Below are 25,019 nucleotides of genomic sequence, written 5' to 3'. Positions count from 1 at the left end.
GCCCAGGGCAGACGCCACCCCGGAACCGACCCGAGGGCAACGGGACCAGGATGCGCTGAGTATAGTTGGCTGATAGCCAGTCAACGCAGGAGTCCAGGATGTCGCCGCGCAGCCCCTCGGTCAATGAAGAATTGCGGCGGCGTTCCCGCGAACGGCTCCTGCACGCCGCGATCGAACTGGTCAGCGAGCGCGGTTACGACTCGACGACACTCGCCGACATCGCGGACCGCGCCGGCTCCGCGCGGGGCCTGGTGTCGTACTACTTCCCGGGCAAACGGCAACTCCTCCAGTCGGCCGTGCACCGGTTGATGCACCGCACCCTCGAAGAAGCCCTGGAGCGCGAGCCGCGTACCGAGGACGGCCGGGAGCGGATGGCGCGGGCCGTCGACGCCGTCCTGGGCCTCACCGTCCACCACACCGTTCTGATGCGTCAGCACATGGCGGGCATCCTGCAGGCCGAGGGATTCGTGCAGTGCCCCGAGCAGCAGCGACTGGCGGAGCTGCTGCGGGACACGGTGACGCGGCGCGGCTCGACGGACACGGACGCCGACTACCCGATGCTGCGCGCCCTGTTGATGGGCGCGGTCTACGCGGCCCTGGTGCCGGGTGCGCCGATGCCGCTGCCGGTACTGCGGGCCGAGTTGTTCCAGCGGTACGGCCTCGACTGGGAGATGGGCAGCCCTCCGGAACCCGAAGGTGTGGGCACGGCCTACGACACCGATCTGTCGCGGTTCTTCGCGACGGAGAACCGTCAGCCGGAGACGAACAAGGCGTCAAAATAGCCGCAGGTGTCCTGGCGTTGCTCCGCGCTCATGCTCAACCGACCGGATCAGGAGCGGGCGTGACGTGGCGCCAGAAGCCCTGCGTCGCGTGCCTCGGCGATCAGCTTCAGCGCTCTGCGGCGGCTGCGTCCCGTCGCACGCATCACCGCGAACACCGGATCGGCATCCGCGTCCTGGGCCGCGAGGTACTCCTCGGCGACCAGGCGCCACCCCTCGACGCCGCGCGGCCAGGCCGGCCCCTCACCGCACGTCGGCGGTCCGGTGGGCACGGGGGAACGGTCCGGCTCCATGCCGCATGCCTCGAGCAGCGGTTCCTCGATCCAGTCGGCGAGAGCCGACAGGTCGTCCAGTGTGAGGCCGGGCTGGGCCCGCACCTCTTCGATCGCCACACATCCGCCGGCCACCACGGCAAGGACGTCGACACAACCCCCGTCCGGCAGGTCGAGCCGGACGGCGAACCAGGTCATGGTGTTCTCGCGCTCCCGCACTTCCCACGCGGGCCACACCGACACCGCCCCATCCGATCCGAAGTGATCGGAAAAATCCTGAAGGGACACTTCGGGCATAAACGCAACGTAAGCGACTGATCGCATACCATGCCAAAGCCACGCACGGCAGGGGTGGGCACCGCACCCCGTCGGCCCAGCGCCGCATCCGCCAGCCCTCTCCCGTCCTGCCGTGCGCGGTGCAATGCTGGAGCCACCAGCGATCTCCTCAACGAGGGAGTTCCGCCGTGCTGCATGTCGCCGTCGTCGGCTCCGGGCCGAGCGGGGTGTACGCCGCCCAGAGCCTTGTCCAGCAGGATCCAGAGGTGCGCGTCGACGTCCTCGACCGGCTGCCCTGCCCGTACGGCCTGGTGCGGTACGGGGTGGCACCCGACCACGAGAAGATCAAGTCGCTGCAGAACAATCTCCGCGCGGTCATGGAGGACGAGCGGATCCGGTTCCTCGGCGGTGTCCAGGTCGGCGCGGACGGAGTACGGCCGGAACGACTGCGCGAGCTGTATCACGCGGTGGTCTACTGCGTGGGCGCCGCGACCGACCGTCATCTCGGCATCCCGGGCGAAGAGCTGCCTGGCAGCTGGTCGGCGACCGAGTTCGTGTCCTGGTACAGCGCACACCCGGACTGCGTCGCCGACGGTTTCGTGCTCGGCGCCCGCACCGCGGTGGTGATCGGTGTGGGGAACGTCGCGGTCGACGTGACCCGGATCCTCGCTCGCGGGGTGAACGAGCTGATCCCCACCGACATGCCGCAGGCGGCGCTGGCCGCGCTGGCCGAGAGCAAGATCACCGAGATCCACATGGTGGGGCGGCGCGGCCCCTCGCAGGCCCGCTTCACCACCAAGGAACTGCGCGAACTGGGCGCCCTGCCCGACACCGAGGTGGTCGTCGACGAGGCGGAAATGGCGCTCGACCCGGCCTACACCGATCCCTCAGGACTGCCCGCCGCCCTGCGCCGCAACATCGAGGTGCTGCGCGGTTGGGCCGCGGCACCGCCACGGGGCGCCCCGCGCCGTATCCGGCTGCGCTTCTTCCTGCGTCCGGTCGAACTCCTCGCCGACGGGGGCCGGGTGGGCGCCGTGCGCTTCGAGCGGACGGTCCCCGACGGAGCCGGCCGGGTGACGGGCAGCGGGCGGTACGAGGACATCGAGGCACAACTGGTGCTGCGCTCGGTCGGCTATCGCGGAGTCCCGCTTCAGGGGCTGCCGTTCGACGCGGTGACCAGCACCGTGCCGCATCTGGCAGGACGGGTCCTGCGCGAGGGGGAGGTCTCTCCGGGGGAGTACGTGGCCGGGTGGATCAAGCGCGGTCCCACGGGTGTCATCGGCACGAACCGGCCGTGCGCCAAGGAGACGGTGACCTCGTTGCTCGAAGACGCGCCCGGCCTCGCGGGGCGTGAGGTCCCCGAGGACGCGCTGCCGGCCCTTCGGGCGGACGGACTCTCCCCGGTCCAGTGGGCGGGGTGGCTGGCGATCGAGCGGGCGGAGGCGGAGCTCGGCGCGTCGCTGGGGCGGGGAGTCGTCAAGCTCCCGGACTGGGCGTCGCTGATGGCCGCCGCCGGCTCCACCGCTCTCGAAGGACACGGCACAGGGCGCTGAGCGGCGGACCCGGACGTCCGTCCGTCACGACACAGAGCGGCAACCGGCCGGCAATCAGCAACCTGTTCAAGGGGCTTACGTTCTCCCCCCATGGCAACCACCCCCGTGCACCCCGTCGACGAGGTTCCACCTGTACGCCAACTCGCGAGCCTGGCCCTCCAGCACGTCCTCGCGATGTACGCCGGCGCCGTGGCCGTCCCCCTGATCGTGGGCGGCGCCATGAAGCTGTCGGCCGCCGACCTGGCGTATCTGATCACCGCCGATCTGCTCGTGTGCGGCATCGCGACTCTCATCCAGTGCGTCGGCTTCTGGCGCTTCGGCGCACGGCTGCCGATCATGCAGGGCTGCACCTTCGCCGCCGTCTCCCCGATGGTGCTGATCGGGACGACGGGTGGCGGACTGCCCGCCGTCTACGGGTCGGTGATCGTGGCGGGAATCGCCATCATGCTGCTCGCGCCGGTCTTCGGCAGGCTGCTGCGCTTCTTCCCACCGCTCGTCACCGGCACCGTGATCCTGGTCATCGGCATCTCGCTGCTGCCGGTGGCGGGCAACTGGGCCGCGGGCGGGCAGGGCTCGAAGGACTTCGGGGAGCCGAAGAACCTGGCACTCGCGGCCTTCGTGCTGGCCGTGGTGATCGGGGTGCAGCGTTTCGCGCCCCCGTTCCTGAGCCGGATCGCGGTGCTGATCGGCATCGTGGTGGGACTCGCGGTCGCGGTGCCTTTCGGTTTCACCGACTTCGGCGGCATCGGGGACGCCGACTGGATCGGGATCAGCACCCCCTTCCACTTCGGCACGCCCGCCTTCCGCGCCTCCGCCGTCGTGTCGATGCTCGTGGTGGCGCTCGTGACGATGACCGAGACGACCGGCGACCTCATCGCGGTCGGCGAGATGACCGGACGGAAGGCAGACTCGCGATCGCTCGCGGACGGTCTGCGGGCCGACGGCCTCTCCACGGTCGTCGGCGGGGTGTTCAACACCTTCCCGTACACGGCGTACGCGCAGAACGTCGGCCTGGTGGGAATGACCCGGGTGCGCAGCCGCTGGGTGGTCGCGGCGTCCGGCTGTTTGCTCGTGCTGCTTGGCCTGCTGCCCAAGCTGGGCGCTGTGGTCGCGGCCGTACCGGAGCCGGTTCTTGGCGGCGCAGGTCTGGTGATGTTCGGCACGGTCGCCGCGAGCGGGCTGCGCACGCTGGCCACGATGGACTTCAAGGGCGACCACAACCTGACGGTGGTGGCCATCTCGTTGGCGGTCGGCATGCTGCCGGTCGGCGTGCCGACGGTGTACGAGAAGTTCCCGGACTGGTTCCAGACGGTGATGAACAGCGGGATCAGCGCGGGCTGCGTGACGGCGGTCGTGCTGAACCTGCTCTTCAACCACGGTCCCTCGAAGGCCGGTTCAGGCGTCCCCGAGGCGGGCGGCCGGGCGGGGGGTGGTGGCGAGGAGGGCGCGGACAAGCCCGGGGACGGGATCATCTAGATCGTCCCAGGGCGGGTCCTTGCGCCGGGCCCGGTTCACTTCGAACCCGGCCACCTGGATTGGCCTTTGGAGAGGGCCGCCCGGGACGTCGTAGGCCACCGGTGCGTGCCCCAGGGGCCGGCGGGCCAAGTACGACCGCTCCGGGCTCGGCCGGCCGGGTCAGCCGGTCATCCGTCCCCAGGTCGACCCGAACCGCGCCCAGGCCTCGTCCCACTGCGCCATGCGGCGCCGTTCGAGACGTTCCCGGGCCATGCGCCCGCCTACGAACGGGACCGTGGCCACGCCCATCCCCACCAGCACGCCGACCATGGCCGCCCGCACCTGAGCCTGCGACGCGGTGGCGGGCTCGGTCACCAGGGAGCCGTCACGGTCCGTCCAGACGGTGACCGCGGTACCCGTCGCACTGCCCGCAGCCACGCGCACCCGGCCGGCGTGGGAGGAGCCGTCCGGCCCCGTCCAGCGCACCTTCGCCCACACCCGTTCCGCGCCCGCCGCGCTCGCGGCGGCCGACTTCGGCGCGTCCTGGGTCAGCAGCGCCATGACAGGGCGCCATTCGGCCCGCTCCCTGTTCATGCCGCGCTCCACCGAGTGCGCCGCCGCAAGCCCCGCCAGCACTCCCCCGATCACGGTCACGGACCAGACCCCGAGCAGGATCCAGGCCTCCAGCGCATCGCTGCGACGCCGCAGTGGATTGCGGCGCCACCGCCACAGCCACACCGCGGGACCACGGAACGCCGTCATCGATGGCAGCCACCTCATCGATGGCATCCTCCTCACGCACACACGGACACCCCCCGACCGCACTCCCATACGGGCCGGGGCGCTCCGGTGCTCAGTCGGGGCATCCGGCGGCGCGTGGCCCTCCGGCGGCCGGCCCCGCTGCCGAGAGCCCGGTCCGCGGGCTCCGCGTCGCGGCCAACTGTCCCTGCGCTCCTCGGCAACACGGCGGTTGACCTGCGTGGACGATCGTCCCGGGGGTGGCTGTCAGTGCCGGGGTGCAGACTGGCCCCTGTCTGGAACACCGGCGTTTCGGAGGTGGTCGGCATGACCGACGTACTGCTCACCGTAGGCACGCGAAAAGGACTGTTCATCGGACGGCGGCGAGGCGGCGCCTGGGAGTTCGACGAGAGTCCGTACTTCAACGCACAGGCCGTGTATTCGGTCGCCATCGACACCCGCGGCGACATCCCGCGCCTGCTGGCCGGAGGGGACAGCTCGCACTGGGGACCGTCCGTCTTCCACTCGGACGACTTGGGCCGCACCTGGACCGAGCCGAAGCAACCCGCAGTCAAGTTCCCGAAGGACACGGGCGCTTCGCTCGAGCGCGTATGGCAGCTGCACCCGGCGGCCGCCGAACCGGACGTGGTCTACGCGGGCACGGAACCGGCCGCGCTGTACCGATCCGAAGACCGGGGCGAGAGCTTCGACCTCGTGCGTCCGCTGTGGGAGCACCCGACGCGCGACAAGTGGGTGCCCGGCGGTGGCGGCGAGGGCCTGCACACCGTGATCACCGACAAGCGGGACCCGAAGGCGGTGACGGTCGCCGTGTCGACGGCCGGAGTCTTCCGGACCCGGGACGGCGGCGTGAGCTGGGAGCCGTCCAACTCCGGTGTCTCGGCGGTGTTCCTGCCCGATCCCAACCCGGAGTTCGGCCAGTGCGTGCACAAGATCGCACAGGACGCGGCGGTCCCGGACCGGCTCTATCTGCAGAACCACTGGGGGGTCTACCGAAGCGACGACGCGGGCGCCCACTGGACCGACATCGGCGAAGGTCTGCCCTCGACGTTCGGGTTCGCCACGGCCGCCCATCCGCACCGCGGGGACATGGCCTACGTCTTCCCGATCAACGCGGACGCGGACCGCGTCCCGGCCGACCGCCGCTGTCGCGTCTTCCGTACCGCGGACGCGGGCAGAAGCTGGGAGCCGCTCACAAGGGGGCTGCCCGGCGAGGACCACTACGGCACGGTGCTGCGCGACGCCCTGTGCACGGACGACGGCGACCCGGCGGGCGTCTACTTCGGCAACCGCAACGGCGAGGTGTACGCGTCGGCGGACGACGGCGACAGCTGGCAGCAGTTGGCGTCGCATCTGCCGGACGTGCTGTGTGTCCGGGCGGCGGTGATCGCTTGATCCGGTGATCCGTCGCCCGCCCACGCCCAACCTCCGCGGGACGGACGCGATCTCGTCGCCAAAGGGCGACAGCACGCGGTCAAGGCCGCCCAGACCGGGCACTGTTCGTCAATCGTGCGATCATTCCCGGTCGCCGTCGGGCCACCGGTTGATCGCCGGTGTGTGCCCGGCAGTAGGGTGACGCCCGTGGCACCACGACCGTTGCATGAGATCGTCGAACCGGGCTGGGCGAAAGCACTGGAGCCCGTCGCCGGGCGGATCGCCGAGATGGGGGACTTCCTACGCTCCGAGATCGCCGCGGGACGTACCTACCTCCCGGCGGGCCCGCATGTGCTGCGGGCCTTTCAGCAGCCCTTCGACGAGGTCCGCGTCCTGATCGTCGGCCAGGACCCGTACCCCACACCGGGGCACGCGGTGGGGCTGTCCTTCTCGGTGGCTCCTGAGGTACGGCCGCTCCCGGGCAGCCTGATCAACATCTTCCGGGAGCTCAACGCCGACCTCGGCCTGCCCCAGCCGTCCAGCGGCGATCTCACCCCATGGACCCGACAGGGCGTGCTGTTGCTCAACAGGGCGCTCACCACGGCCCCGCGCCGCCCGGCGGCACATCGGGGCAAGGGCTGGGAGGAGGTCACCGAGCAAGCCATCAGGGCCCTCGCCGGGCGCGGAAAGCCGCTGGTGTCCGTCCTGTGGGGCCGTGACGCCCGAAATCTGCGGCCGTTGCTGGGTGAACTGCCGTCGGTCGAGTCGGCGCACCCGTCCCCGATGTCGGCGGACCGGGGCTTCTTCGGCTCTCGCCCGTTCAGCCGGGCCAATGACCTCCTGATCAGGCAGGGCGGACAACCGGTGGACTGGCGCCTGCCGTGACACCGCCGGGTCCCGCGGACGACCCGGCGGCGGGCGATCCCGAGGCCGTTCTCGCGGTGGACTCCGGAGGTCCCGGCCCGCGGGTCGTCCTCGTCCCGCACGGTGGTCGGGCCTCGGCGGCGCCCGCCCGGCTCGTCTCACGGGAGCCGGTCCGTACCGGTCCGCTCGGGCAGGGCGCCGGGCATCCTCCGGCCCGACTCCTGCTGCGGACATGGCAGGTGCATGTTGCCGCAGGAGGCACCGAGGTGCGCACCGCCGTGATCGGGGCCGCCGGTCCGGCCGGCCTCGACGACGATCTGCGTGCCGCACGCCTGCCCCGGAAACCGGGCGTCCGCAGAGTCGTGCGGGCCGCGGACGCCGTCACCGCCTGCGCGGGTGCGCTCGGCGCACAGCCGGAGGCCGTGATCGCGCCCGTCACCGGTGTGAACGTGCTCGCCACGGACCTGAAGATCCGTCGCCGGGCGGAGAGTTGGGGCGTCTGCCGGGCGACGCTGTCGGCGGCGCATGGATCGGCCGGGCCGGGCTCGAGACGGTCCTGCGCGGCCTCGACAAGCCGCCCGGGCGCCTCGGCGTGCCTGCCGGCACGGCCAGGGGCGGCGTTCGGCCGGGTCACCGGGCCGCCTGACGTGCTCCAGCCCCGTACCGACCGGCCGGCGGTCCTGGCTTCGTTCGCGCCCGACGTCGCCGTCCGTGCCGCCGACGACCCGGTGGCAGCGGGCAGCCGGCGCGGCGGGGCCCGGGCACCTGAGCGCAACCGCCGTGAGTCCCCCTGCCGGCGGGCCCAACGTCACCCTGGCCGGAGGCCACTTCCGGCTGGGCGACCCGCCTCTCGGGCCGATGCGCGTGGAGTTGGCGCGGCACCTGCCTCCGGCGCCCGGTCCCCGCGGCAGGCGACCCGCTGGACACAGCCGCACGCATCGCACTCGCTCCCACGGACACCACACTCGAACTGGCGCGCGACGAACATCCGCTGCGTCTCGCTACCGAAAAGGCCGACTGATTCCCCTTGCCGGGAGAGGGAAGTTGTTCCCGGTGTGCGGTGAAAAAAGTCAGACCGTATCGTTCGTTTCTCATCCGTACGTAACTCATCAGACAAAACCGGACGGAAACCGCTCACCTGCACCCTCCCCGAACAGGGGAGCCCACAAAGTGAGTAGCATGCGGCGCCATGAGCTCCCCCACTGGCCCCGCATCCGGCCTGCCTGTACGAATGCCGCGACCCCGCCAGCCCGGCCGGCACCGCCGTCCGGAACCGCTGGCGGCTCCCGAGGGCGCGCCCGCGCTCGTCCTCGCGGTGCCCGGCACGCCCAGCGCCGCCACGCGCAGCCTCGCCGAGGAGGTCGTGAGCATCGCGCGTTCCGAGCTGCCCGGTCTTGACGCCCGGATCGGCTACCTGGACGGGGACGACTCCGAGTTCCCCACGCTGCAGTCCGTCCTCGCCCGCACGGCCGAGGAGCGCACCGCGCGCTACGAGCAGGCCGTCGCGGCCGGTGCGGAGGCCAAGGAGCCCGACGGCCCCGTGGCCGTGGTGGTGCCCCTGCTGGCCGGTCCGGACAGCGCGCTGCTGCGCCGGGTCCGCCAGGCGGTCATGGACAGCCGTGTCGCGGCCGATCTGACCGATGCCCTCGGCCCGCACCCGCTGCTTGCCGAGGCACTGCACGTGCGCCTGTCCGAGGCCGGCCTGGCCCGCGCCGACCGTGCCCGGCTGTTCACCGTGGCGACCGCGGCGGACGGCATCATCCTCGCCTCCGTGGGCGGCGAGGAGGCCGTGCAGGCGGCCGGGATCACGGGCATGCTGCTCGCCGCGCGGCTCGCCGTGCCGGTGATGGCGGCGGCCCTGGACCAGGAAGGCTCGATCACGTCCGTGGCCGAGCAGCTGCGGTCCTCGGGCTCCCAGCAGCTGGCGCTCGCCCCGTACCTGATCGGCCCGGAGCTCGAGGCCGGGCTGCTGGACGCGGCCGCCAAGGAAGCGGGCTGCCCCGCCGCCGAGGCGCTCGGCCCGTACCCGGCCATCGGCAAGCTGGCGCTGGCCAAGTACACGATGGCACTGGGCATCGCCCCGCAGCAGGCGCAGGGCGCTCCGGTCCGCTGAGCCCCGCCGGGCGCGCATCCGGACGACGAGGGGCCCCGCCTCCATGATGGAGGGGGCCCTTCGCGCTGCCGGGCCCGGTGAGACGAGGCGCCGTGACAGCCGGTCGGAGAGGGCGGCTCTCGCCGCCCGGACCGCCTCGGGGATGGCGCGCCTCTCTGGTTCAGCCGAAGACGACGCAGGACGCGGCAGGCGCCTCGACCGAGCCGCACCGCCGCGGCAGCCCCGTCGCGGGATCCACGGCGAACCAGGTGACGTCCCCGGACCCTTCGTTGGCGACGTACAAGAACCCCTGCCACAGGGCGAGCGCGCGCGGCCACGCACCCCCGCACGGCACCGTGGTCACCAGCCTCAGTCCGTTGTCCTCCACGGCGAACACGGACAGCACGTCCTGTCCGCGCGTCGCGGTCCACACGAAGCGTCCGTCGGGCGAAGCGACGATCCCCGACGGGTAGGCGTCGCCGGCGGGTTCGTCCGGCAGCACGAACGTCTCGGCGACCGGCTCCAGTACTCCGGCTCCGGCGTCCCAGCGGCACACGGTGACGGTCGGCGCCAGCTCGTTGAGGACGTATGCGCGCGTCCCGTCCGGGTGGAAGGCCAGGTGGCGTGGACCTGACCCGGGACGCAGCAGGATCTCGCGGTACAGCGTGACCGTGCCCGGCTCCAGGGCGCACACGCGCACGGAGTCCGTGCCGAGGTCGACGCTGACGACCCACCGGCCGCTCGGGTCGGGCTGTACCTGGTGGGCGTGCGCGGAGAGCTGCCGCTGCGGGACCGGACCCGACCCCTCATGCCGGAAAACGGTGACGGCGCCGTCGTCCGGGGTTCCGTCATCGCGCAACGGGACGGCGGTGACGCTGCCGGAGCCATAGTTGGCGGTCAGGACGTGACCGGCGTGCAGACTCAGATGCGTGGGGCCGCTGCCGCCGACGGGGACCGGAGGACCGGTGAGTTCGGGCCTGCCGCCGTCCAGTCGGTACGCGGCGACCGCACCCTCGGGCGACTCGCTGACGGCGTACAGCATGTCGCCGGACACCGCGAGGTAGGACGGGTCGGTCACCTCGCCCATGGCGCTCAGGACGCTCAGCGCGCCGCTGTCCGGATCCGCGGCCGCCGCGAGGATGCCGCGCCCTCCCCCTGTCGTGAACGAGCCGATGTAGGCCCGTCGCCACCCGCCGCCGTCCACCACTGCCGTCCCCTCTCGCCGACGTCCTGCGGGACGACGGTAGCAGTAGGTCTAGACCAAACTCCGGAGCCTCGGCACGACGACGGACGTCACGCCCGGGCCGGGGACGAGCCGGACAGCGGTGCGGCCAGGGCCACGAGGGCTCGTTCCAGGCCGTGCAGATGGCCGAGCGCCTGTTCAGCACCCAGGTGGTGGCCGGGGACGCCCGCGTGGGTCGTCAGGGCGCTTTCGGGGACCGCGCCGAGCAGCGCCTCCACCGCGGCCTCGACGCGTCGGCACGCGGCCGTCAGGCGGGCGTCGTGGGAGGCGTCCGGGTCGGCGGCGACGGCGACGAGGCCACGTGTGCGCCGGGCGCACTCATCGAGCAGGGCGAGCACCTGAAGGGCTCGCGCCTTGCGCGCCCGCAGGGGATTGAGCGGATGCACCAGGGGCGCGAGGGAAAGGCGCATACGCCCCAGCAGTGCTTCGAGCTCCGCCATGTGGGACGCGAGGTCTGTCTGCGCCTCGCCCGCGAGCCGCCGTGCCGCCGCCGCGGTGCAGTCGTGCACGGCATGGACAGCGCGGCGCACCCACCGGTCGGTGACCGCGTGGGTGGTGATCGGCAGGACGAGGGCGACGGCCAGTGCGGCGCCCAGGGCGCCGGCACCGGTCTCCGCAAGGCGCAGGCCGAGCAGCCCAGGGTGCAGGACGCCGAGCAGGCCGTAGAGCAGACCCGCCATCACGGTGACGAAGAACATCATCCAGCTGTACGACGGCGCCGCCGTGTAGAAGATGCCGAACACGCAGACGGCGATGAGCGCGGCCGTGGGCACGGGGGCACCGTGCAGCGGAACGGCGGCCACCAGTCCCGCGACGATGCCGGCCACCGTGCCGACGACACGCCGGAAGCCGCGCACCAGCGTCTCTCCGCGCGAGGCGGTGTTCACGAAGATCCACCAGGCCGTGCCGACGGCCCAGTACCAGCGCTCGTGCGACAGCACCTGGCCCACGGCGACCGCGAAGGCACAGGCGGCCGTGGCCTGGAACGCCAGGCGGGTCGTGGGCCGGTCCAGTCCCAGCCCGTCGAGCGGGGCGGGCGCGGCGGGCAGCGGCGTACGGCGCTCGACGCACCAGACGCCGAACCGCACCACGGACGCGGTGACGAGCGACAGCGCCACCGCCGCGTACAGCTCCGGGATCCGGCCCGGGACCGCGTGCAGGAACTGGGCCGTGAAGAACGACATGAAGGCGAAGGTGCCCAGCGACTGGCCCCGCGGTCCCCAGCGGCGGGCGTACACACCGGCGAAGACGACCGCGAGCCAGACTGCGTCCCGCACCGCCGGCATCCCGTGCAGGGCGCTCGCCAGCGCGAGGACGGGGAGCCCGACGACCGGCAGCAGCGCGGTGGTGACCGCCTGGCCCCGCACGGTGGGATCGGCGACCGTGAACAGCGCGAGCAGGGCCGCGAGCCCACCGGTGATCGAGGCCGGCAGCGTCAGCCCGGCCGCCTCGCAGACCGCTACGGCCAGGCCGATGCCGAGCACCGCGCGCAGCGAGATCCGCAGCCGGAACAGCCCCGGGTCCGGAGCCGTGAACATCTTCTTCACCCTTGGAGGTCCGCCCCATCCCATGTCGGCCTGCATGCCGACGCCACCGTCGGAACGTGGAAATGGCGCCGCGGGCACGGATTCCGGCTACGTCACCGGTCCTGCGCTGCGCGGCGCCATTGATAGCCACAAGAAAAACATCAGGACGGCATTGGCTCAAGTGAGTCGTCTATTGCTGTGCCATTGGTACACTCTTGGAAGATCGACTCGTGTGACAGGGAGGCCAACGGACCATGGCCGTGGACGCGCTCGACACCCGCATCCTGCGCCTGCTGCTCGAGCAGCCGCGCACCAGCGTGCGCGAGTACGCGCGCATCCTGGGCATCGCCCGCGGCACGCTGCAGGCCCGGCTGGACCGTCTCGAACGGGACGGCGTGATCACCGGCACGATCCCTTCGCTGTCCCCGGCGGCCCTCGGCCATCCGGTGCTGGCCTTCGTGCACATCGAGGTCACCCAGGGCCACCTGGACGACGTGGGCGATGCCCTCGCGGCCGTCCCCGAGATCGTCGAGGCGTTCTCGATCACCGGGGGCGGCGATCTGATGACCAGGGTGGTGGCGCGGGACAACGAACATTTGGAGGACGTCATCCAGAAACTGATCAGCCTGCCCGGCGTCGTCCGCACGCGCACGGAGGTGGCTCTGCGTGAGCGGGTTCCGCACCGGCTGCTGCCCCTGGTGGAGTCGATCGGCCGCGCCGCCGCACCGTGACGGCCCGGTAGCGGGAACCCCGGCCCCGCGCAGTGGCCCGGAAGCGCGCCTTGCCATGCTGGACCCCATGAGCACTCCCGACGGCCTCGCGGTCGTCTTCGACCTCGATGGAACCCTCGTCGACAGCGAGCCGAACTATTTCGAGGCCGCCCGGCGTCTCCTCGCCGCACGGGGTGTCACCGACTACACCTGGGCCGATCACGAGCGGTACGTCGGGATCAGCACCCGGGAGACGCTGGATCTGTTCAAGCAGCGCTACGGCCTCGGTGCCCCGCTGGACGAGCTGCTCACCGAGACCAACGACCGCTATCTGGAGCTGGCCCGCACATCCACTCGGGTCCACCCGGAGATGCGGAAGCTTGTGGAGCTGCTGGCCGGAGACCGGGTTCCGATGGCCGTGGCCTCGGGTTCGTCACCGGAGGCCATCGCGGCCGTCCTGTCGGGCACGGGACTGGATTCCTGGTTCGGCACGGCCGTCTCGGCGGACGAGGTCGCGAACGGCAAACCGGCCCCGGACGTCTTCCTGGAGGCCGCCCGCCGCCTCGGTGTGTCACCCGGCGACTGCGTGGTCGTCGAGGACGCCGTGCCGGGCGCCGAAGCCGCGCACGTCGCCGGAATGCGGTGCGTCGCCGTCCCCTCCGTCCCCGCCCAGGCCGACGATCCGGCGTTCGCGAGGGCGGGGCTGCTGGTGCGCGGCGGACAGGCGGAGTTCACGGCACGGGCGGCGTACGAATGGCTGATGGGCTCGGCCGCGGCGTCCTCGTAGCGGCCGTCCGAGCCGTCACCGCGGACGGCCGCCAGGTACGCCGACGACGAGGATCCGTGCCGGAGACAGACCGGCGTCCGCCGAGCCGAAGGGCTACCGGAGAAGTGCCGCGGAGCGCCTCAGGAGCGGCGACGGGGCTTGCCGCCTCTGGCGCCCTTCGAGCTCTTGGCCCCGGTGCGTGGGCTCCGGCCCGTCGACTTCTTCGCCGCAGGCTTCGGCCGGGCCGCGCCCGTGTCGGACTGCTGGCGCTTCGGCTGTGCCGCCGGAGCGTTGCGGCCTCGTGTGCTGTTGACTGTCCGGCCGCGGACGATTCCGATGAAGTCCTCCACGAGATCGGTGGTCGCCGCCTCCGGCCAGGACAGGGCAACGCTCGACTGCGGGGCGTCGGCAAGCGGCCGGTAGGTGAGATCCCGGCGATGGTGCAGACGCGCCAGGGACTGCGGGACGACGAGGAGGCCCACCCCGGCGGCCACGAGCTCGACGGCGTCCTCCGTCGTGGCGGGGCGTTCGAAGGCGGGCTCGCCGGGCGGCCGGTCCCAGCCGAGGACGTCGTCGAGAGGATGGACCACCACCTCGTCGGCCAGGTCCTCGAGGGACACCTCGTCCGCCGCCGCGAAGAGGTGGTCCTTGGGGATCACGACCACGGTCGTCTCGGTGTACAGGGGGATCGCGCTGAAGACCGTACGGTCGACCGGCAGCCGCAGGAGCCCCGCATCCGCTTCGCCGGCGCGCAGCACATCTGACGCTTCGGCGGCCGGCACCTGGACCAGGGTCAACGGGACATCGGGCAGGCGCTCGTCCCAGATCCGCACCCACTTGGCGGGCGTCACCCCGGGTACGTACGCGAGCCGGAACAAAGGGGGTACTTCCGAGCCTGTCACGCCGCCAGGTTACCGGGCGTGGTCGGACGTCCCCCACACGGCGGATATTCTGGAGGCCATGAAGTCGCACCAGACCACCCAGACGATGAAACCCGCGACCGCGGCGAAGAAGCTGGGTGTGTACCTGCCCGCCACCCCCGCCGAATTCCAGGAGGGGGTCGTCTCGCGCGCCGAACTGGACGCACTTCAGGCCGATCCGCCCGAGTGGCTGCGCGAGCTGCGACGCGACGGACCGCACCCGCGCCCGGTGGTCGCGGCGAAGCTGGGGGTCTCCATCTCGGGTCTCGCGCGCGGCGGGGTCACGGAACCTCTCACGACCGAGCAGATCGAGGCGCTGAAGCAGGACCGGCCCGACTGGCTCGAGAAGGAGCGCGCCACTCAGGCCGAGGTCCGCAAGGAAACGGCACGCATCAAGCAGAGGGACGCCGAACGCGCGGAGCAGGCAGACCGGCCGCATCGGACGGGTCCGTGACGACACCGAGGCCCGCCCCGGCAGTCCGGCGGCCGCGGAAGGTGTCCGCACAGTCCCGGTGGTGATCACCGGCGCTCGGCCGCGCCAGGCGCCGACGCGCCGCCTCGGCGTCAGCTCGCGCCGGAACCGCCGCTGCCGAAGGAGCCGCTGGAGCCCGAATTCCAGCGCGGGCGCCTCTGGTCCTCGCTGCGCTTGCCGCCGCCGGCGTGCAGTTCATGGGGAGTGAGGCGCTTGCCCTTGTCCCCCGCGCGCGGCATCTCGTCCGGCTCCCTCATCTCGCGGGACTCCGTTACGGGCCCCGGGGCCGGCCGGGCGGGCTGCGGGGAGGTCCGCTGGGGGCCCTGTTCGCGACCGCGCACCTTGATGCCGAGCCGGATGGCCCAGACCAGGACACCGGCGATGACAAGGCCGCCGATGAAGGCGCCGGTCACTGCCCATGCCGCATCCGAGGCCGCCATTTCCAGAGAGATCGTAACCATTTCTCCCAGGTACCCAGGCCCGGCAAACGAACACGCCGCCGCCGTCCGGCCCGGACGTCCCGCTGGGCGTGCTCGGCCCGGCCCTCCACGGTGAACGCCCGCACGGCGGGCGTGGCGCGGCGGTGTCCCCGGCACTCGCGGCGATAGCCTCGCGACGGGCGGGCATGATCGCAGCGGGCGGTCGAACCGCGCGGCCTGATGCCCGGGCGGCCCCGCACCAGAACCCCTGCGTCATCACGACCGGTTTCCGGCCGGTGCGACCGGGCACCCGTGGGGCGCTCACGCGCCGCCCTGACACGTCACGGGGAGTGACACGGCGGGGGCCCGTGGAGGAGGACGATGACGGAACTGTCGGAACGCACCGCCGCCACCCGACGCGGAGCCACCGCCACGTCCTCTCTCGGACGGGCGCTGCTGCGCTGGACCACGACGACCGATCACAAGGTGATCGGCAGGCTGTACATGGTCACCGCGTTCTGCTTCTTCCTCTTCGCGGGACTCCTGGCCATGGCCATGCGGGCCGAACTCGCCCGTCCGGGACTGCAGTTCATGTCCGAGGAGACCTACAACCAGCTTTTCACCGTGCACGGCACGGTGATGATGCTGCTGTTCGCGACGCCCATGTTCGCCGGATTCGCCAACGCCGTCATGCCCCTGCAGATCGGCGCCCCGGACGTGGCCTTCCCACGTCTGAACGCCCTGTCGTACTGGATGTACCTGTTCGGCGGGCTGATGGTCGTCTCCGGTTTCGTGGTGCCCGGCGGCGCCGCGTCGTTCGGGTGGTTCGCCTACGCCCCGCTCAACAGCGCCTACCGCACCCCCGGCGCCGGCGGCGATCTGTGGGTGATGGGACTCGTGGTGACGGGCGTGTCGACGACGCTCGGCGCGGTCAACTTCATCGCCACCATCATGTGTCTGCGCGCACCGGGCATGACGATGTTCCGGCTGCCGATCTTCACCTGGAACATCCTGTTCACCTCGATCCTGGTGCTGCCGGCGTTCCCCGTACTCACCGCCGCGCTGCTGGCCCTTGAGGCCGACCGCAAGTTCGGCGCGCACATCTTCGACGCGACGAACGGCGGCGCCATCCTGTGGCAGCACCTGTTCTGGTTCTTCGGGCATCCCGAGGTCTACATCGTCGCGCTGCCGTTCTTCGGGATCGTCACGGAGATCATCCCGGTGTTCTCGCGCAAGCCGTTGTTCGGCTATGTGCCGCTGATCGGCGCGACCATCGCGATCACGATGCTCTCCGCGGTCGTATGGGCCCACCACATGTTCGCCACCGGTGCCGTGCTGCTGCCGTTCTTCTCCCTGATGTCGTTCCTGATCGCGGTCCCCACCGGGATCAAGTTCTTCGCCTGGATCGGCACGATGCACCGGGGGTCGCTGTCGTTCGAGACGCCGATGCTGTGGGCGTTCGGTTTCCTGGTCTCGTTCCTGCTCGGCGGTCTGAGCGGTGTGATAATCGCGTCCCCGCCGCTCGACTTCCACGTCACCGACTCGTATTTCATCGTGGCGCACCTGCACTATGTGCTCTTCGGCACCGTGGTCTTCGCAATGTTCGCCGGGTTCTACTTCTGGTGGCCCAAGTTCACCGGGCGGATGCTCGACGAACGCCTGGGCAAGCTGCACTTCTGGCTGCTGTTCCCCGGCTTCCAGCTGACCTTCCTGGTGCAGCACTGGCTCGGCGCGGAGGGCATGCCCCGCCGCTATGCCGACTATCTGCCCGCCGACGGCTTCACCCTGCTCAACACGCTGTCGTCCTCGGGGGCGTTCCTGCTCGGCATCTCCACGCTGCCGTTCCTGTACAACGTCTGGCACACCGCCCGGTACGGCGAGCAGGTCACGGAGGACGACCCCTGGGGGTACGGACGCGGGCTCGAGTGGGTGACATCCTGCCCGCCGCCGCGGCACAACTTCGTGGCCCTGCCCCGGGTACGGTCCAACTCTCCCGCCTTCGACCTGCACCATCCCGAGATCGTCCGTCAGGCGGCGCAGGAGGAACTGCGATGAAGGTCGAGGCACTGCTGTTCGCTGGCGTCGCCGTGTTCTTCGCTGCGGCCGCCGCACTCTACGGCGCATGGTCGGGCGAACCGGCCGGCACCGCGGTGCTGATCGTCGCCTTCGGTATGGCCGCGGTGGTCTCCTTCTTCTGCGCGGTGCAGTACCGGCGCCGCGGGACCCGCCCTCAGGACCGCAAGGAGGCCGAGGTGGCGGACGCGGCGGGCCCTGTGGAGTTCTTCCCGGCCCACAGTCCGTGGCCCGTGGTCACGGCGCTCGGCTTCGCCGTCACCGCCCTGGGCGTGGTCTACGGGCTGTGGCTGTTCCTCATCGGCGTCGGGGTGCTGGCGCGGGGTGTTCTTGGTCTGGTGTTCCAGTACGCGATCCGGGAGGACTGAGCGGCCTGCGAGGCGCTCCGGGCCGGAACCGTCGCGCCGGCCGGTGATCGCTCTCGTAGCCGCCTTCCACGGTCTGGCGCACCTCCCCGGTTGCCACGCCTTCGGTCAGACGCTGCTGCTCCGCCTCCAGCAGGGCGTGGCACAGCCACCGGGTGAGGAGGAAGGCGACGACGGGCCCCACCACCAGGGCGATCCGCAGGATCCACGTCAGCGCGTTCAGTGAGATCCGGAAGACAGCCGCGGAGACGTCGTTGCCGCCGGCCAGCAGCAGGACACCGTAGAAGACGATTCCCGCGACGCCGAGCCCGGTGCGCACGGGACGCTCCCTGGGCCGGTCGCACAGGTGCTGCTCCACGCGCCACTCCCCCGTCAGGCGCTGCTCGACGAACGGGTAGAGGTACAGGACGAGGAAGAGCAGCGCGGGCAGGACGACCGCCGGCAGCAGCACGTTCCACATGATCGTGTGGCCCGCGACGTTCGTCTCCCATGGCGGTACGAGGCGCAGCGCGCCCTCCAGGAAGCCGACGTACCAGTCGGGCTGCGAGCCCGTCGACGCCTGGTCGGGGCGGTAGGGCCCGTAGACCCACACGGGGTTGATCTGGGCGAGCCCGCCGAGCAGGGCCAGGACGCCGGAGACCGTGAAGGACAGGCCCATCGAGGACGCCATGAACTGCGGGAAGAGCGGCTTGCCGACCACGTTCCGGTTGGTCCTGCCCGGTCCGCGCCACTGGGTGTGTTTCAGATAGAAGACGAGGATGAGGTGCACGGTCAACAGAGCGATCAGCGCCCCCGGCAGGAGCAGGATGTGCATGCCGTACAGCCGGGAGATGAAGTCCTCGCCGGGGAACTGGGATCCGAACACGAGCATGCTCACATACGTCCCGACGACCGGCAGGGACAGCATGATGCCCTGAGCGATGCGCAGACCGGTACCGGAGAGCAGGTCGTCGGGGAGTGAGTAGCCCGCGAAGCCCTCGGCCAGGGCGAGGACGAGGAGTGTGACGCCGATGACCCAGTTGATCTCCCGGGGCCTGCGGAAGGCACCGGTGAAGAAGATCCGAAACAGATGCACTCCGATCGCGGCGACGAACACCAGTGCCGCCCAGTGGTGCATCTGACGCATGAGGAGCCCGCCCCGCAGGTCGAAGCTGATGTGCAGGGTCGAGTCGAAGGCCGCGGACATACGGATACCGCGCAGTGGCACATACCGGCCGTGATAGACGACCTCGCGCATCTCCGGCTTGAAGAAGAACGTCAGCCAGACGCCGGTCAGGACGAGGATCACCAGGCTGTACAGCGCGATCTCACCGAGGAGGAACGACCAGTGCTCCGGGAAGGCCTTGCGCAGCAGTCGTCCGCCCTCCAGCACGGGCAGCCGCGCATCCGCCGCGTCGGCGAGCCGTTCTCCCGGGCGGCCGGCCCGGGGCGTGCCCGGCAAGGCCGGTGATCGGCGCTCCCTCTTCACGGTGCTTCCGTCTCGCCGCCTGTGAGCACCTCACCGCGGTCCGGGTCCACGAACGCCTCCTTCTGCCGCCGCGCGGCGGCCGCTCCCTGCCATCCATTGCCCTCGGTCCGGCGGACAAGTACCCCCTCGCCGTGAAACACTCGCGCGCCGCGGGCGCTGCACTCGTTCGGATGGGCACGGGGCGTGCCTGTGTGGGTGACCGGCCGTCACGTCGCCGTCGGGGGCCTGCCTCGGTACCCGTGCTCCCGGACCGGACGGCGCGCCCAGGGATCTGCACCCGGCCCTCGGGCCGGGTATTCGGAGCGTCGGTGGAAGGTAATTGCGTCGACAGCAGCCGGCTGCGCCCGGCAAAGTACTGGCTTGTGACGAGCAGTGAGCTGTGGACCCGTGCGACGGCCGACCGCTACGACGCCGAGGAGAACGAGATGTCCTCGGACGCCGTCCTCGGGCCGACTCTCGCCTTCCTCGCCGAACTCGCCGAAGACGGCCGGGCACTTGAGTTCGCCATCGGAACCGGACGAGTGGGCGTCCCGCTCAGGGAACGGGGCGTGCCGGTGGTGGGCATCGAGTTCTCCGAGCACATGGCGGCGGTCCTACGGCAGAAGATCGACGAGGACACGCTCCCGGTCACCATCGGAGACATGGCCAAGACCGTCGTGCCCGGCGACTTCACCCTGGTCTATCTCGTCTACAACACCATCTCCAACCTGCTGACCCAGGACGAGCAGATCGAGTGCTTCCGCAATGCCGCCCGTCACCTGAGTCCCGGCGGCCGGTTCGTCATCGAACTGGGCGTGCCGCCGCTGCGGCTCCTGCCGCCCGGGCAGACCGCTGTGCCGTTCGACGTCTCCGAGCGGCACCTCGGCTTCGACACCTTCGACCTGGTCGAGCAGATCCTCGTCTCCCATCACCTCACCCGCGACGGCGACGACGGCCGCTACCGCCGCGACAGCTCCCGGCACCGGTACGCGTGGCCGGCCGAGCTCGATCTGATGGCACGGATCGCGGGGCTCGAGCTGGAGCGGCGCGTCGCGGACTGGGACGGGACGCCGTTCACCCAGGACTCCGCCAAGCACATCTCCGTGTGGCGCAAGCCGGCCTGAGATCGCCCCGCTCCAGCCCGAGTCGCGGCGGCACTCGGGCTACGCGAAGAACGACAAACGGACCTGACGGCTGGGATTGTCCCTGTTCGTGTCCACCAGGCAGACCGACTGCCAGGTCCCGAGTTCCAGTCGGCCGCCGATGACCGGCAGGGTCGCGTGCGGCGGCACGAGTGCCGGGACGACGTGGTCCCGGCCGTGGCCTGAGCTGCCGTGACGGTGCTGCCAGCGGTCGTCGGCCGGGAGCAGCGTGTGGAGGGCGGCGAGAAGGTCGTCGTCGCTGCCGGAACCCGTTTCGATGACGGCCACGCCGGCCGTGGCGTGCGGGACGAAGACGTTCAGGAGGCCGTCCCTGCCTCGGGCCGCGTCGCGGAGGAAGGCCTCACACTCTCGGGTGAGGTCGACGACCGTTTCCGAGGAACCGGAGGCAACGTTCAGGACACGGGTGCTGAAGGCATCGGACATGTCTCCATCCTGACCCATCCGAACGCGCTCACACCCTGCCGGCGTCCGCCCCGAGGTACGGAGGGTCCCGGCCGACGCGCCGCCCGCGGTCACCAGTGGGCGCCGACGGCGCCCACTCCACGGCTCCGCGGGCGCCCACGGAGCGCAGGGAAGATCCGCGGCCCCGGGACGGTTGGTGGAAACGTGAACGACACCGGGATACGCGACGTCGACGTCGTCGTCATAGGCGCTGGTCAGGCCGGACTGTCCAGCGCCTATCACCTGCGGCGCACGGGTTTTGAGCCGGACCGTGACTTCGTGGTCCTCGACCACTCCCCCGGTCCGGGCGGTGCCTGGCAGTTCCGCTGGCCCTCGCTGACCTACGGCAAGGTGCACGGGATGCACGCGCTGCCCGGCATGGAGCTGACGGACGCCGACCCGGTGCGGCCGTCCTCCGAGGTCATCAGCGCGTACTTCGACACCTATGAGCGCACGTTCGACCTGCGGGTGCGGCGGCCGGTCGACGTCCGGGCCGTACGCGAGGGTACGAACGGGCGGCTGCTCGTCGAGACCTCGGCCGGTACGTGGTCGACACGAGCGCTGATCAACGCCACGGGCACCTGGGACCGGCCCTTCTGGCCGCGCTACCCGGGCCAGGAGACCTTCCGGGGCCGGCAGCTGCACACCGCCCAGTACCCGGGGCCCGAGGAGTTCGCCGGTCAACGGGTGATCGTCGTCGGCGGCGGCGCGTCCGGCACCCAGCATCTGATGGAGATCGCCCCGTACGCCGCCGCGACGACGTGGGTGACGCGGCGTCCGCCCGTTTTCCGCGAGGGTCCGTTCAACGAGGAACTGGGACGGGCGGCCGTGGCGCTAGTGGAGGAGCGGGTGCGGCAGGGGCTGCCGCCGAGGAGTGTGGTCTCGGTGACCGGTCTGCCGCTCAACGACGCGATCCGGCAGGCGATCGCGGACGGTGTCCTGGACCGGCAGCCGATGTTCGACCGGATCGTGCCGGACGGCGTGGAGTGGGAGAACGGTCGGCACGTGGAAGCCGATGTGATCCTGTGGGCGACCGGCTTCCGGGCGGCGATCGACCACCTCGCGCCGCTGCGCCTGCGCGGACCGGGCGGCGGCATTCGGGTCGAGGGCACCCGGGTGGCTTCCGACGCGCGGATCCATCTCGTCGGATACGGCCCCTCGGCCAGCACCATCGGCGCCAACCGCGCGGGTCGTGCGGCGGTGCGGGACATCAGGCGGCTTCTGGCGTCCGAGCCGGTCGGGGAGAGCGTGGCGTGACCTCAGCGGCCGTCGCAAGCCGCGCTCGTACCGCCCGGGCGGCGGTTCCCCGGCTTTGTACCGTCAGTTCGACCCGGAACCTGCGGCGCGCAGACGGTTGAACTCCTCGACGTTGCGCAGGTGCTCCGCGTAGCTCGCCGTGAACCGGGTGTCGCCCGGTTTGACCGTGACGAAGAACAGCCAGTCGCCCGGCGTCGGGTTGAGCGCCGCGCGGATCGCCTCCGAGCCCGGGTTGGCGATCGGCGTCGGCGGCAGGCCCATGTGCCGGTACGAGTTGTAGGGACTGTTGATCTTCGTGTCGGCCGTGGTGGTGTTCAGCGTGAAGCGGTCCATCGCGTAGTTCAGGGTGGAGTCCATCTGCAGCGGCATGCCGCGCGCGAGGCGGTTGAAGATGACCCGGGCCACCTTTCGCATGTCCTGCGGAGTCGCGGCCTCGGACTGCACGATGCTCGCGATGGTGACGGTCCGGTAGAAGGTCATCCCGCTGCTCTGCGCACCGGCGGCGATCGTGCCGCCGCCGAACCTCTTGTTCGCGGTGTCGACCATGTACTGCAGAACGGACTCGGGAGACTCGTTCCGGTGGATCGGATACGTGGCCGGAAAGAGGTACCCCTCCGGGTTGCCCTGCGCGTCGTGCGGCAGCTTGAGGTGGGCCTTGGCAAGGGACTTCCGGGTGGAGCCCGGAGGCAGCCCGAGAGCCTTGTCCACCGCTCGGAAGACCTGGCCGGCACGCCAGCCCTCCGGGATGACGAGGGAGGTGCTCCGGCTCTCCTCGTCGCTCTGCAGAATCAGCAGCGGCACCGCTACGCCGGCGGCAACGAGGACGGCCGCGCTCGCGACCAGGATGGCCAGGCGGTGGCGCTTCAGTCGGTTCGGCTTCCCTGACGGAGTGTTCGCGTCCATGCGGGCACGGTAACCCGACAGAAGCCCGAAACCCGACATATCGTCATCTTGTCGTCTCCAATTGGGCGTCCCGGCGGACCAGGGCCGCGTAGCGTCCGTCCAGCTCCAGCAGCTCCTCGTGCGTCCCCCTTTCGACCGTGCGCCCGGAGTCGAGAACAACAATCTGGTCGGCACCCCGGACGGTGGACAGCCGGTGGGCGATGGTGATGGTCGTCCGGTCGGCCGACAGCGCGTCGATGGCCTCCTGCACCGCGTGCTCGGTACGTGTGTCCAGCGCGCTGGTCGCCTCGTCCAGGATGAGGACGGGCGGGTCCCGCAGGATGGTCCGGGCGATGGCGAGCCGCTGCTTCTCACCGCCGGAGAAGCGGTGGCCCCGTTCGCCGACCACCGTGTCGTACCCGTCGGGAAGAGCGGCGATGTGGTCGTGGATCTGGGCCGCCTTCGCTGCCGCGTACAGCTCCTCGTCGGTGGCGTCGGGCTTGGCGAAGCGCAGATTGTCGGCGACCGAGGCGTGGAAGAGGTAGGTCTCCTGGGAGACCACGCCGACCCCGCGGGCCAGCGTGTCGAAGGCCAGGTCCCGCACGTCGACTCCGTCGAGCGTGACCCGTCCGCCCGTCACGTCGTACAGCCGGGGCACGAGATAGCTGAGCGTCGACTTCCCGGAGCCGGTGGGCCCGACCACGGCGAGACTGCCGCCCGCCGGGACGGTGATGTCGATGTCCTCGAGTATCGGACCGCTCTTGTCGTCGTAGTGGAACTCGACTCCCTCGAAGCGGATCTCGCCCTTGACTCGGTCGAGACGGACGGGGTCGGCCGGTTCGTTGATGTCGATGGGCAGGTCGAGGTACTCGAAGATGCGCTGGAACAGCGCGAGCGAGGTCTGGATCTGCACGCCGGTGGACAGCAGGCTCACGGTCGGCCGGAACAACCCCTGCTGGAGCGAGACGAACGCGACCAGCGTACCGATCGAGATGGACGGGCCGCCGAGTTGGAGCGCCACGCCCGCGGTCCAGTAGATGACGGCGGGCATCGCGGCCATGACGATGGTGATGACGGCCATACGCCACCGGCCCGCCATGCTCGACTTCACCTCGAGGTCGACGAGGCTCTCGGACTCGTCCTCGAAGGACTTGGTGAGCGAGTCGGCCCGGCCCATGGTGCGACCGAGCAGGATGCCGCTGACGGAGAGCGACTCGGTGACAGTGGCGGCCATGGCGGCCATCTGCTTCTGGCGCTGGGTGGCGATCTTCTTGCGTTCGTTGCCGACGCGACGGCTGATCCACACGAACACCGGGAGCAGGAACAGCGACACCACGGTGAGCCGCCAGTCGAGCGCGACCATCGCGACGATCGTGGCGACCACGCTGGTGAGGTTGGAGACCAGGGAGGTCGCGGTGGAGGTGACGGTCGCCTGCATGCCGCCGATGTCGTTGGCGATGCGGGACTGGACCTCCCCGGTGCGGGTGCGGGTGAAGAAGGCCAGCGACATGCGCTGCAGTCGCCCGTAGACGGCGGTGCGCAGGTCGTGCATGACGCGCTGGCCGACCGTCGTGGAGATCAGGGTCTGCAGCACACCGAAGACGCTGGTGACGACGGCGCTCGCGATCATGCCGAGCGCGAGCAGGCTCAGCAGGCCGGTGCGGCCCTGAGGGATCGCGGTGTCGAGGGTCGCCTTGAGTAGAAACGGCGTGGCGACGGAGACCAGCGACGCGGCGCCGACCAGCAGGCCGACGATCGCGAGCCTGCCTCGGTACGGCTTGAACAGCTTCAGGATGCGGCGAACCTGCCGGGGCTGATCCGGGCGGCCGCCGGGTGACGGGGTCCAGGTGGGTCGATCGGGATGCATGGGCTCCTACGGTGGTGAGGTGGCGTCCGGGGAAGCGGGCGCGAGGG

At 71.0% G+C, this 25,019-nt stretch carries 23 protein-coding genes; 13 read left to right on the top strand and 10 right to left on the bottom strand.

The annotated features are described in order from the left end of the window. The first annotated feature begins 98 nt into the window (after window positions 1-98). Complete coding sequence (locus ACWDA7_RS16735) at window positions 99-782, top strand: TetR/AcrR family transcriptional regulator (RefSeq protein ID WP_450604979.1); 684 nt, start codon at window positions 99-101, stop codon at window positions 780-782. Window positions 783-829: 47 nt separating this feature from the next. On the opposite strand, the gene ACWDA7_RS16730 is transcribed toward ACWDA7_RS16735, so the two are convergent. Beyond that, window positions 830-1,348, bottom strand: a complete 519-nt coding sequence (locus tag ACWDA7_RS16730; protein WP_450604977.1) for a DUF6214 family protein — start codon at window positions 1,346-1,348, stop codon at window positions 830-832. Between the two features lie 167 nt (window positions 1,349-1,515). Between ACWDA7_RS16730 and ACWDA7_RS16725 the strand changes: the two genes are divergently transcribed. Together ACWDA7_RS16725 and ACWDA7_RS16720 are read left to right on the top strand one after the other, a co-directional pair. Next, the gene (locus ACWDA7_RS16725) at window positions 1,516-2,880 is read left to right on the top strand and encodes an FAD-dependent oxidoreductase (protein ID WP_450604975.1); all 1,365 of its coding nucleotides are present in this window, start codon (window positions 1,516-1,518) and stop codon (window positions 2,878-2,880) included. A 90-nt stretch (window positions 2,881-2,970) separates the two neighbouring features. Then, a complete protein-coding gene (locus ACWDA7_RS16720; RefSeq protein ID WP_450604973.1) occupies window positions 2,971-4,356 on the top strand; it encodes a nucleobase:cation symporter-2 family protein in 1,386 nt (461 codons plus the stop codon). A gap of 159 nt (window positions 4,357-4,515) precedes the next feature. Here the strand turns inward: ACWDA7_RS16720 and ACWDA7_RS16715 are convergent, their stop codons facing one another. Next, the gene (locus tag ACWDA7_RS16715; RefSeq protein WP_450604971.1) at window positions 4,516-5,115 is read right to left on the bottom strand and encodes an Rv1733c family protein; all 600 of its coding nucleotides are present in this window, start codon (window positions 5,113-5,115) and stop codon (window positions 4,516-4,518) included. Between the two features lie 285 nt (window positions 5,116-5,400). On the opposite strand from ACWDA7_RS16715, the gene ACWDA7_RS16710 reads away from it, so the two are divergent. From ACWDA7_RS16710 to ACWDA7_RS16700, 3 genes are all read left to right on the top strand, one after another. Beyond that, the gene (locus ACWDA7_RS16710) at window positions 5,401-6,486 is read left to right on the top strand and encodes a WD40/YVTN/BNR-like repeat-containing protein (protein WP_450604970.1); all 1,086 of its coding nucleotides are present in this window, start codon (window positions 5,401-5,403) and stop codon (window positions 6,484-6,486) included. Between the two features lie 186 nt (window positions 6,487-6,672). Further along, window positions 6,673-7,350, top strand: a complete 678-nt coding sequence (locus tag ACWDA7_RS16705) for a uracil-DNA glycosylase (protein ID WP_450604969.1) — start codon at window positions 6,673-6,675, stop codon at window positions 7,348-7,350. A gap of 1,168 nt (window positions 7,351-8,518) precedes the next feature. Further along, complete coding sequence (locus ACWDA7_RS16700) at window positions 8,519-9,442, top strand: sirohydrochlorin chelatase (RefSeq protein ID WP_450604968.1); 924 nt, start codon at window positions 8,519-8,521, stop codon at window positions 9,440-9,442. 160 nt (window positions 9,443-9,602) lie between these two features. Here ACWDA7_RS16700 and ACWDA7_RS16695 read toward each other — a convergent pair whose 3' ends face one another. Further along, a complete protein-coding gene (locus ACWDA7_RS16695) occupies window positions 9,603-10,628 on the bottom strand; it encodes a lactonase family protein (RefSeq protein ID WP_450604966.1) in 1,026 nt (341 codons plus the stop codon). Window positions 10,629-10,714: 86 nt separating this feature from the next. Beyond that, a complete protein-coding gene (locus ACWDA7_RS16690) occupies window positions 10,715-12,202 on the bottom strand; it encodes an FUSC family protein (RefSeq protein ID WP_450604965.1) in 1,488 nt (495 codons plus the stop codon). Between the two features lie 242 nt (window positions 12,203-12,444). Here ACWDA7_RS16690 and ACWDA7_RS16685 point away from each other — a divergent pair, with 242 nt between their 5' ends. Then, window positions 12,445-12,921, top strand: a complete 477-nt coding sequence (locus ACWDA7_RS16685) for an Lrp/AsnC family transcriptional regulator (protein WP_450604963.1) — start codon at window positions 12,445-12,447, stop codon at window positions 12,919-12,921. 67 nt (window positions 12,922-12,988) lie between these two features. Further along, a complete protein-coding gene (locus ACWDA7_RS16680) occupies window positions 12,989-13,687 on the top strand; it encodes an HAD family hydrolase (protein ID WP_450604962.1) in 699 nt (232 codons plus the stop codon). 119 nt (window positions 13,688-13,806) lie between these two features. On the opposite strand, the gene ACWDA7_RS16675 is transcribed toward ACWDA7_RS16680, so the two are convergent. Beyond that, window positions 13,807-14,568, bottom strand: a complete 762-nt coding sequence (locus ACWDA7_RS16675) for a LysR family substrate-binding domain-containing protein (protein ID WP_450604960.1) — start codon at window positions 14,566-14,568, stop codon at window positions 13,807-13,809. A 58-nt stretch (window positions 14,569-14,626) separates the two neighbouring features. Between ACWDA7_RS16675 and ACWDA7_RS16670 the strand changes: the two genes are divergently transcribed. After that, the gene (locus ACWDA7_RS16670) at window positions 14,627-15,040 is read left to right on the top strand and encodes a DUF5997 family protein (RefSeq protein ID WP_359402484.1); all 414 of its coding nucleotides are present in this window, start codon (window positions 14,627-14,629) and stop codon (window positions 15,038-15,040) included. 110 nt (window positions 15,041-15,150) lie between these two features. Here the strand turns inward: ACWDA7_RS16670 and ACWDA7_RS16665 are convergent, their stop codons facing one another. After that, window positions 15,151-15,498: a DUF6479 family protein gene (locus ACWDA7_RS16665; RefSeq protein WP_450604958.1), complete on the bottom strand. Its 348-nt coding sequence runs from the start codon at window positions 15,496-15,498 to the stop codon at window positions 15,151-15,153. A 360-nt stretch (window positions 15,499-15,858) separates the two neighbouring features. On the opposite strand from ACWDA7_RS16665, the gene ctaD reads away from it, so the two are divergent. Beyond that, complete coding sequence (gene ctaD, locus ACWDA7_RS16660; RefSeq protein ID WP_450604957.1) at window positions 15,859-17,532, top strand: aa3-type cytochrome oxidase subunit I; 1,674 nt, start codon at window positions 15,859-15,861, stop codon at window positions 17,530-17,532. After that, the gene (gene ctaF / locus ACWDA7_RS16655; RefSeq protein ID WP_359402493.1) at window positions 17,529-17,918 is read left to right on the top strand and encodes an aa3-type cytochrome oxidase subunit IV; all 390 of its coding nucleotides are present in this window, start codon (window positions 17,529-17,531) and stop codon (window positions 17,916-17,918) included. Before ctaD ends, ctaF begins: the two co-directional genes overlap by 4 nt. Here the strand turns inward: ctaF and qcrB are convergent. Continuing rightward, complete coding sequence (qcrB, locus tag ACWDA7_RS16650) at window positions 17,848-19,356, bottom strand: cytochrome bc1 complex cytochrome b subunit (RefSeq protein WP_450605038.1); 1,509 nt, start codon at window positions 19,354-19,356, stop codon at window positions 17,848-17,850. The genes ctaF and qcrB overlap by 71 nt on opposite strands. Before the next feature lie 389 nt (window positions 19,357-19,745). On the opposite strand from qcrB, the gene ACWDA7_RS16645 reads away from it, so the two are divergent. Next, on the top strand, window positions 19,746-20,486 hold the full coding sequence (locus tag ACWDA7_RS16645) for a class I SAM-dependent DNA methyltransferase (protein WP_450604955.1): 741 nt from the start codon (window positions 19,746-19,748) through the stop codon (window positions 20,484-20,486). 39 nt (window positions 20,487-20,525) lie between these two features. Here the strand turns inward: ACWDA7_RS16645 and ACWDA7_RS16640 are convergent, their stop codons facing one another. Then, window positions 20,526-20,948 (bottom strand): secondary thiamine-phosphate synthase enzyme YjbQ, encoded by a 423-nt coding sequence (locus ACWDA7_RS16640; protein ID WP_450604954.1) that lies wholly within the window; start codon window positions 20,946-20,948, stop codon window positions 20,526-20,528. 183 nt (window positions 20,949-21,131) lie between these two features. Between ACWDA7_RS16640 and ACWDA7_RS16635 the strand changes: the two genes are divergently transcribed. Then, on the top strand, window positions 21,132-22,223 hold the full coding sequence (locus ACWDA7_RS16635) for an NAD(P)-binding domain-containing protein (protein WP_450604953.1): 1,092 nt from the start codon (window positions 21,132-21,134) through the stop codon (window positions 22,221-22,223). Between the two features lie 63 nt (window positions 22,224-22,286). On the opposite strand, the gene mltG is transcribed toward ACWDA7_RS16635, so the two are convergent. Then, window positions 22,287-23,126 carry an endolytic transglycosylase MltG gene (gene mltG / locus ACWDA7_RS16630; RefSeq protein ID WP_450604952.1) on the bottom strand — a complete coding sequence of 280 codons (840 nt, stop codon included), beginning with the start codon at window positions 23,124-23,126 and terminating at the stop codon, window positions 22,287-22,289. A 43-nt stretch (window positions 23,127-23,169) separates the two neighbouring features. Then, entirely contained in the window at window positions 23,170-24,972 is a 1,803-nt protein-coding gene (locus ACWDA7_RS16625) for an ABC transporter ATP-binding protein (RefSeq protein ID WP_450604951.1), read from the bottom strand. Window positions 24,973-25,019: the final 47 nt, after the last annotated feature.

This window comes from Streptomyces sp. NPDC001156, assembly GCF_053598275.1.
This window is presented reverse-complemented; position numbering and strand designations above follow the sequence as displayed.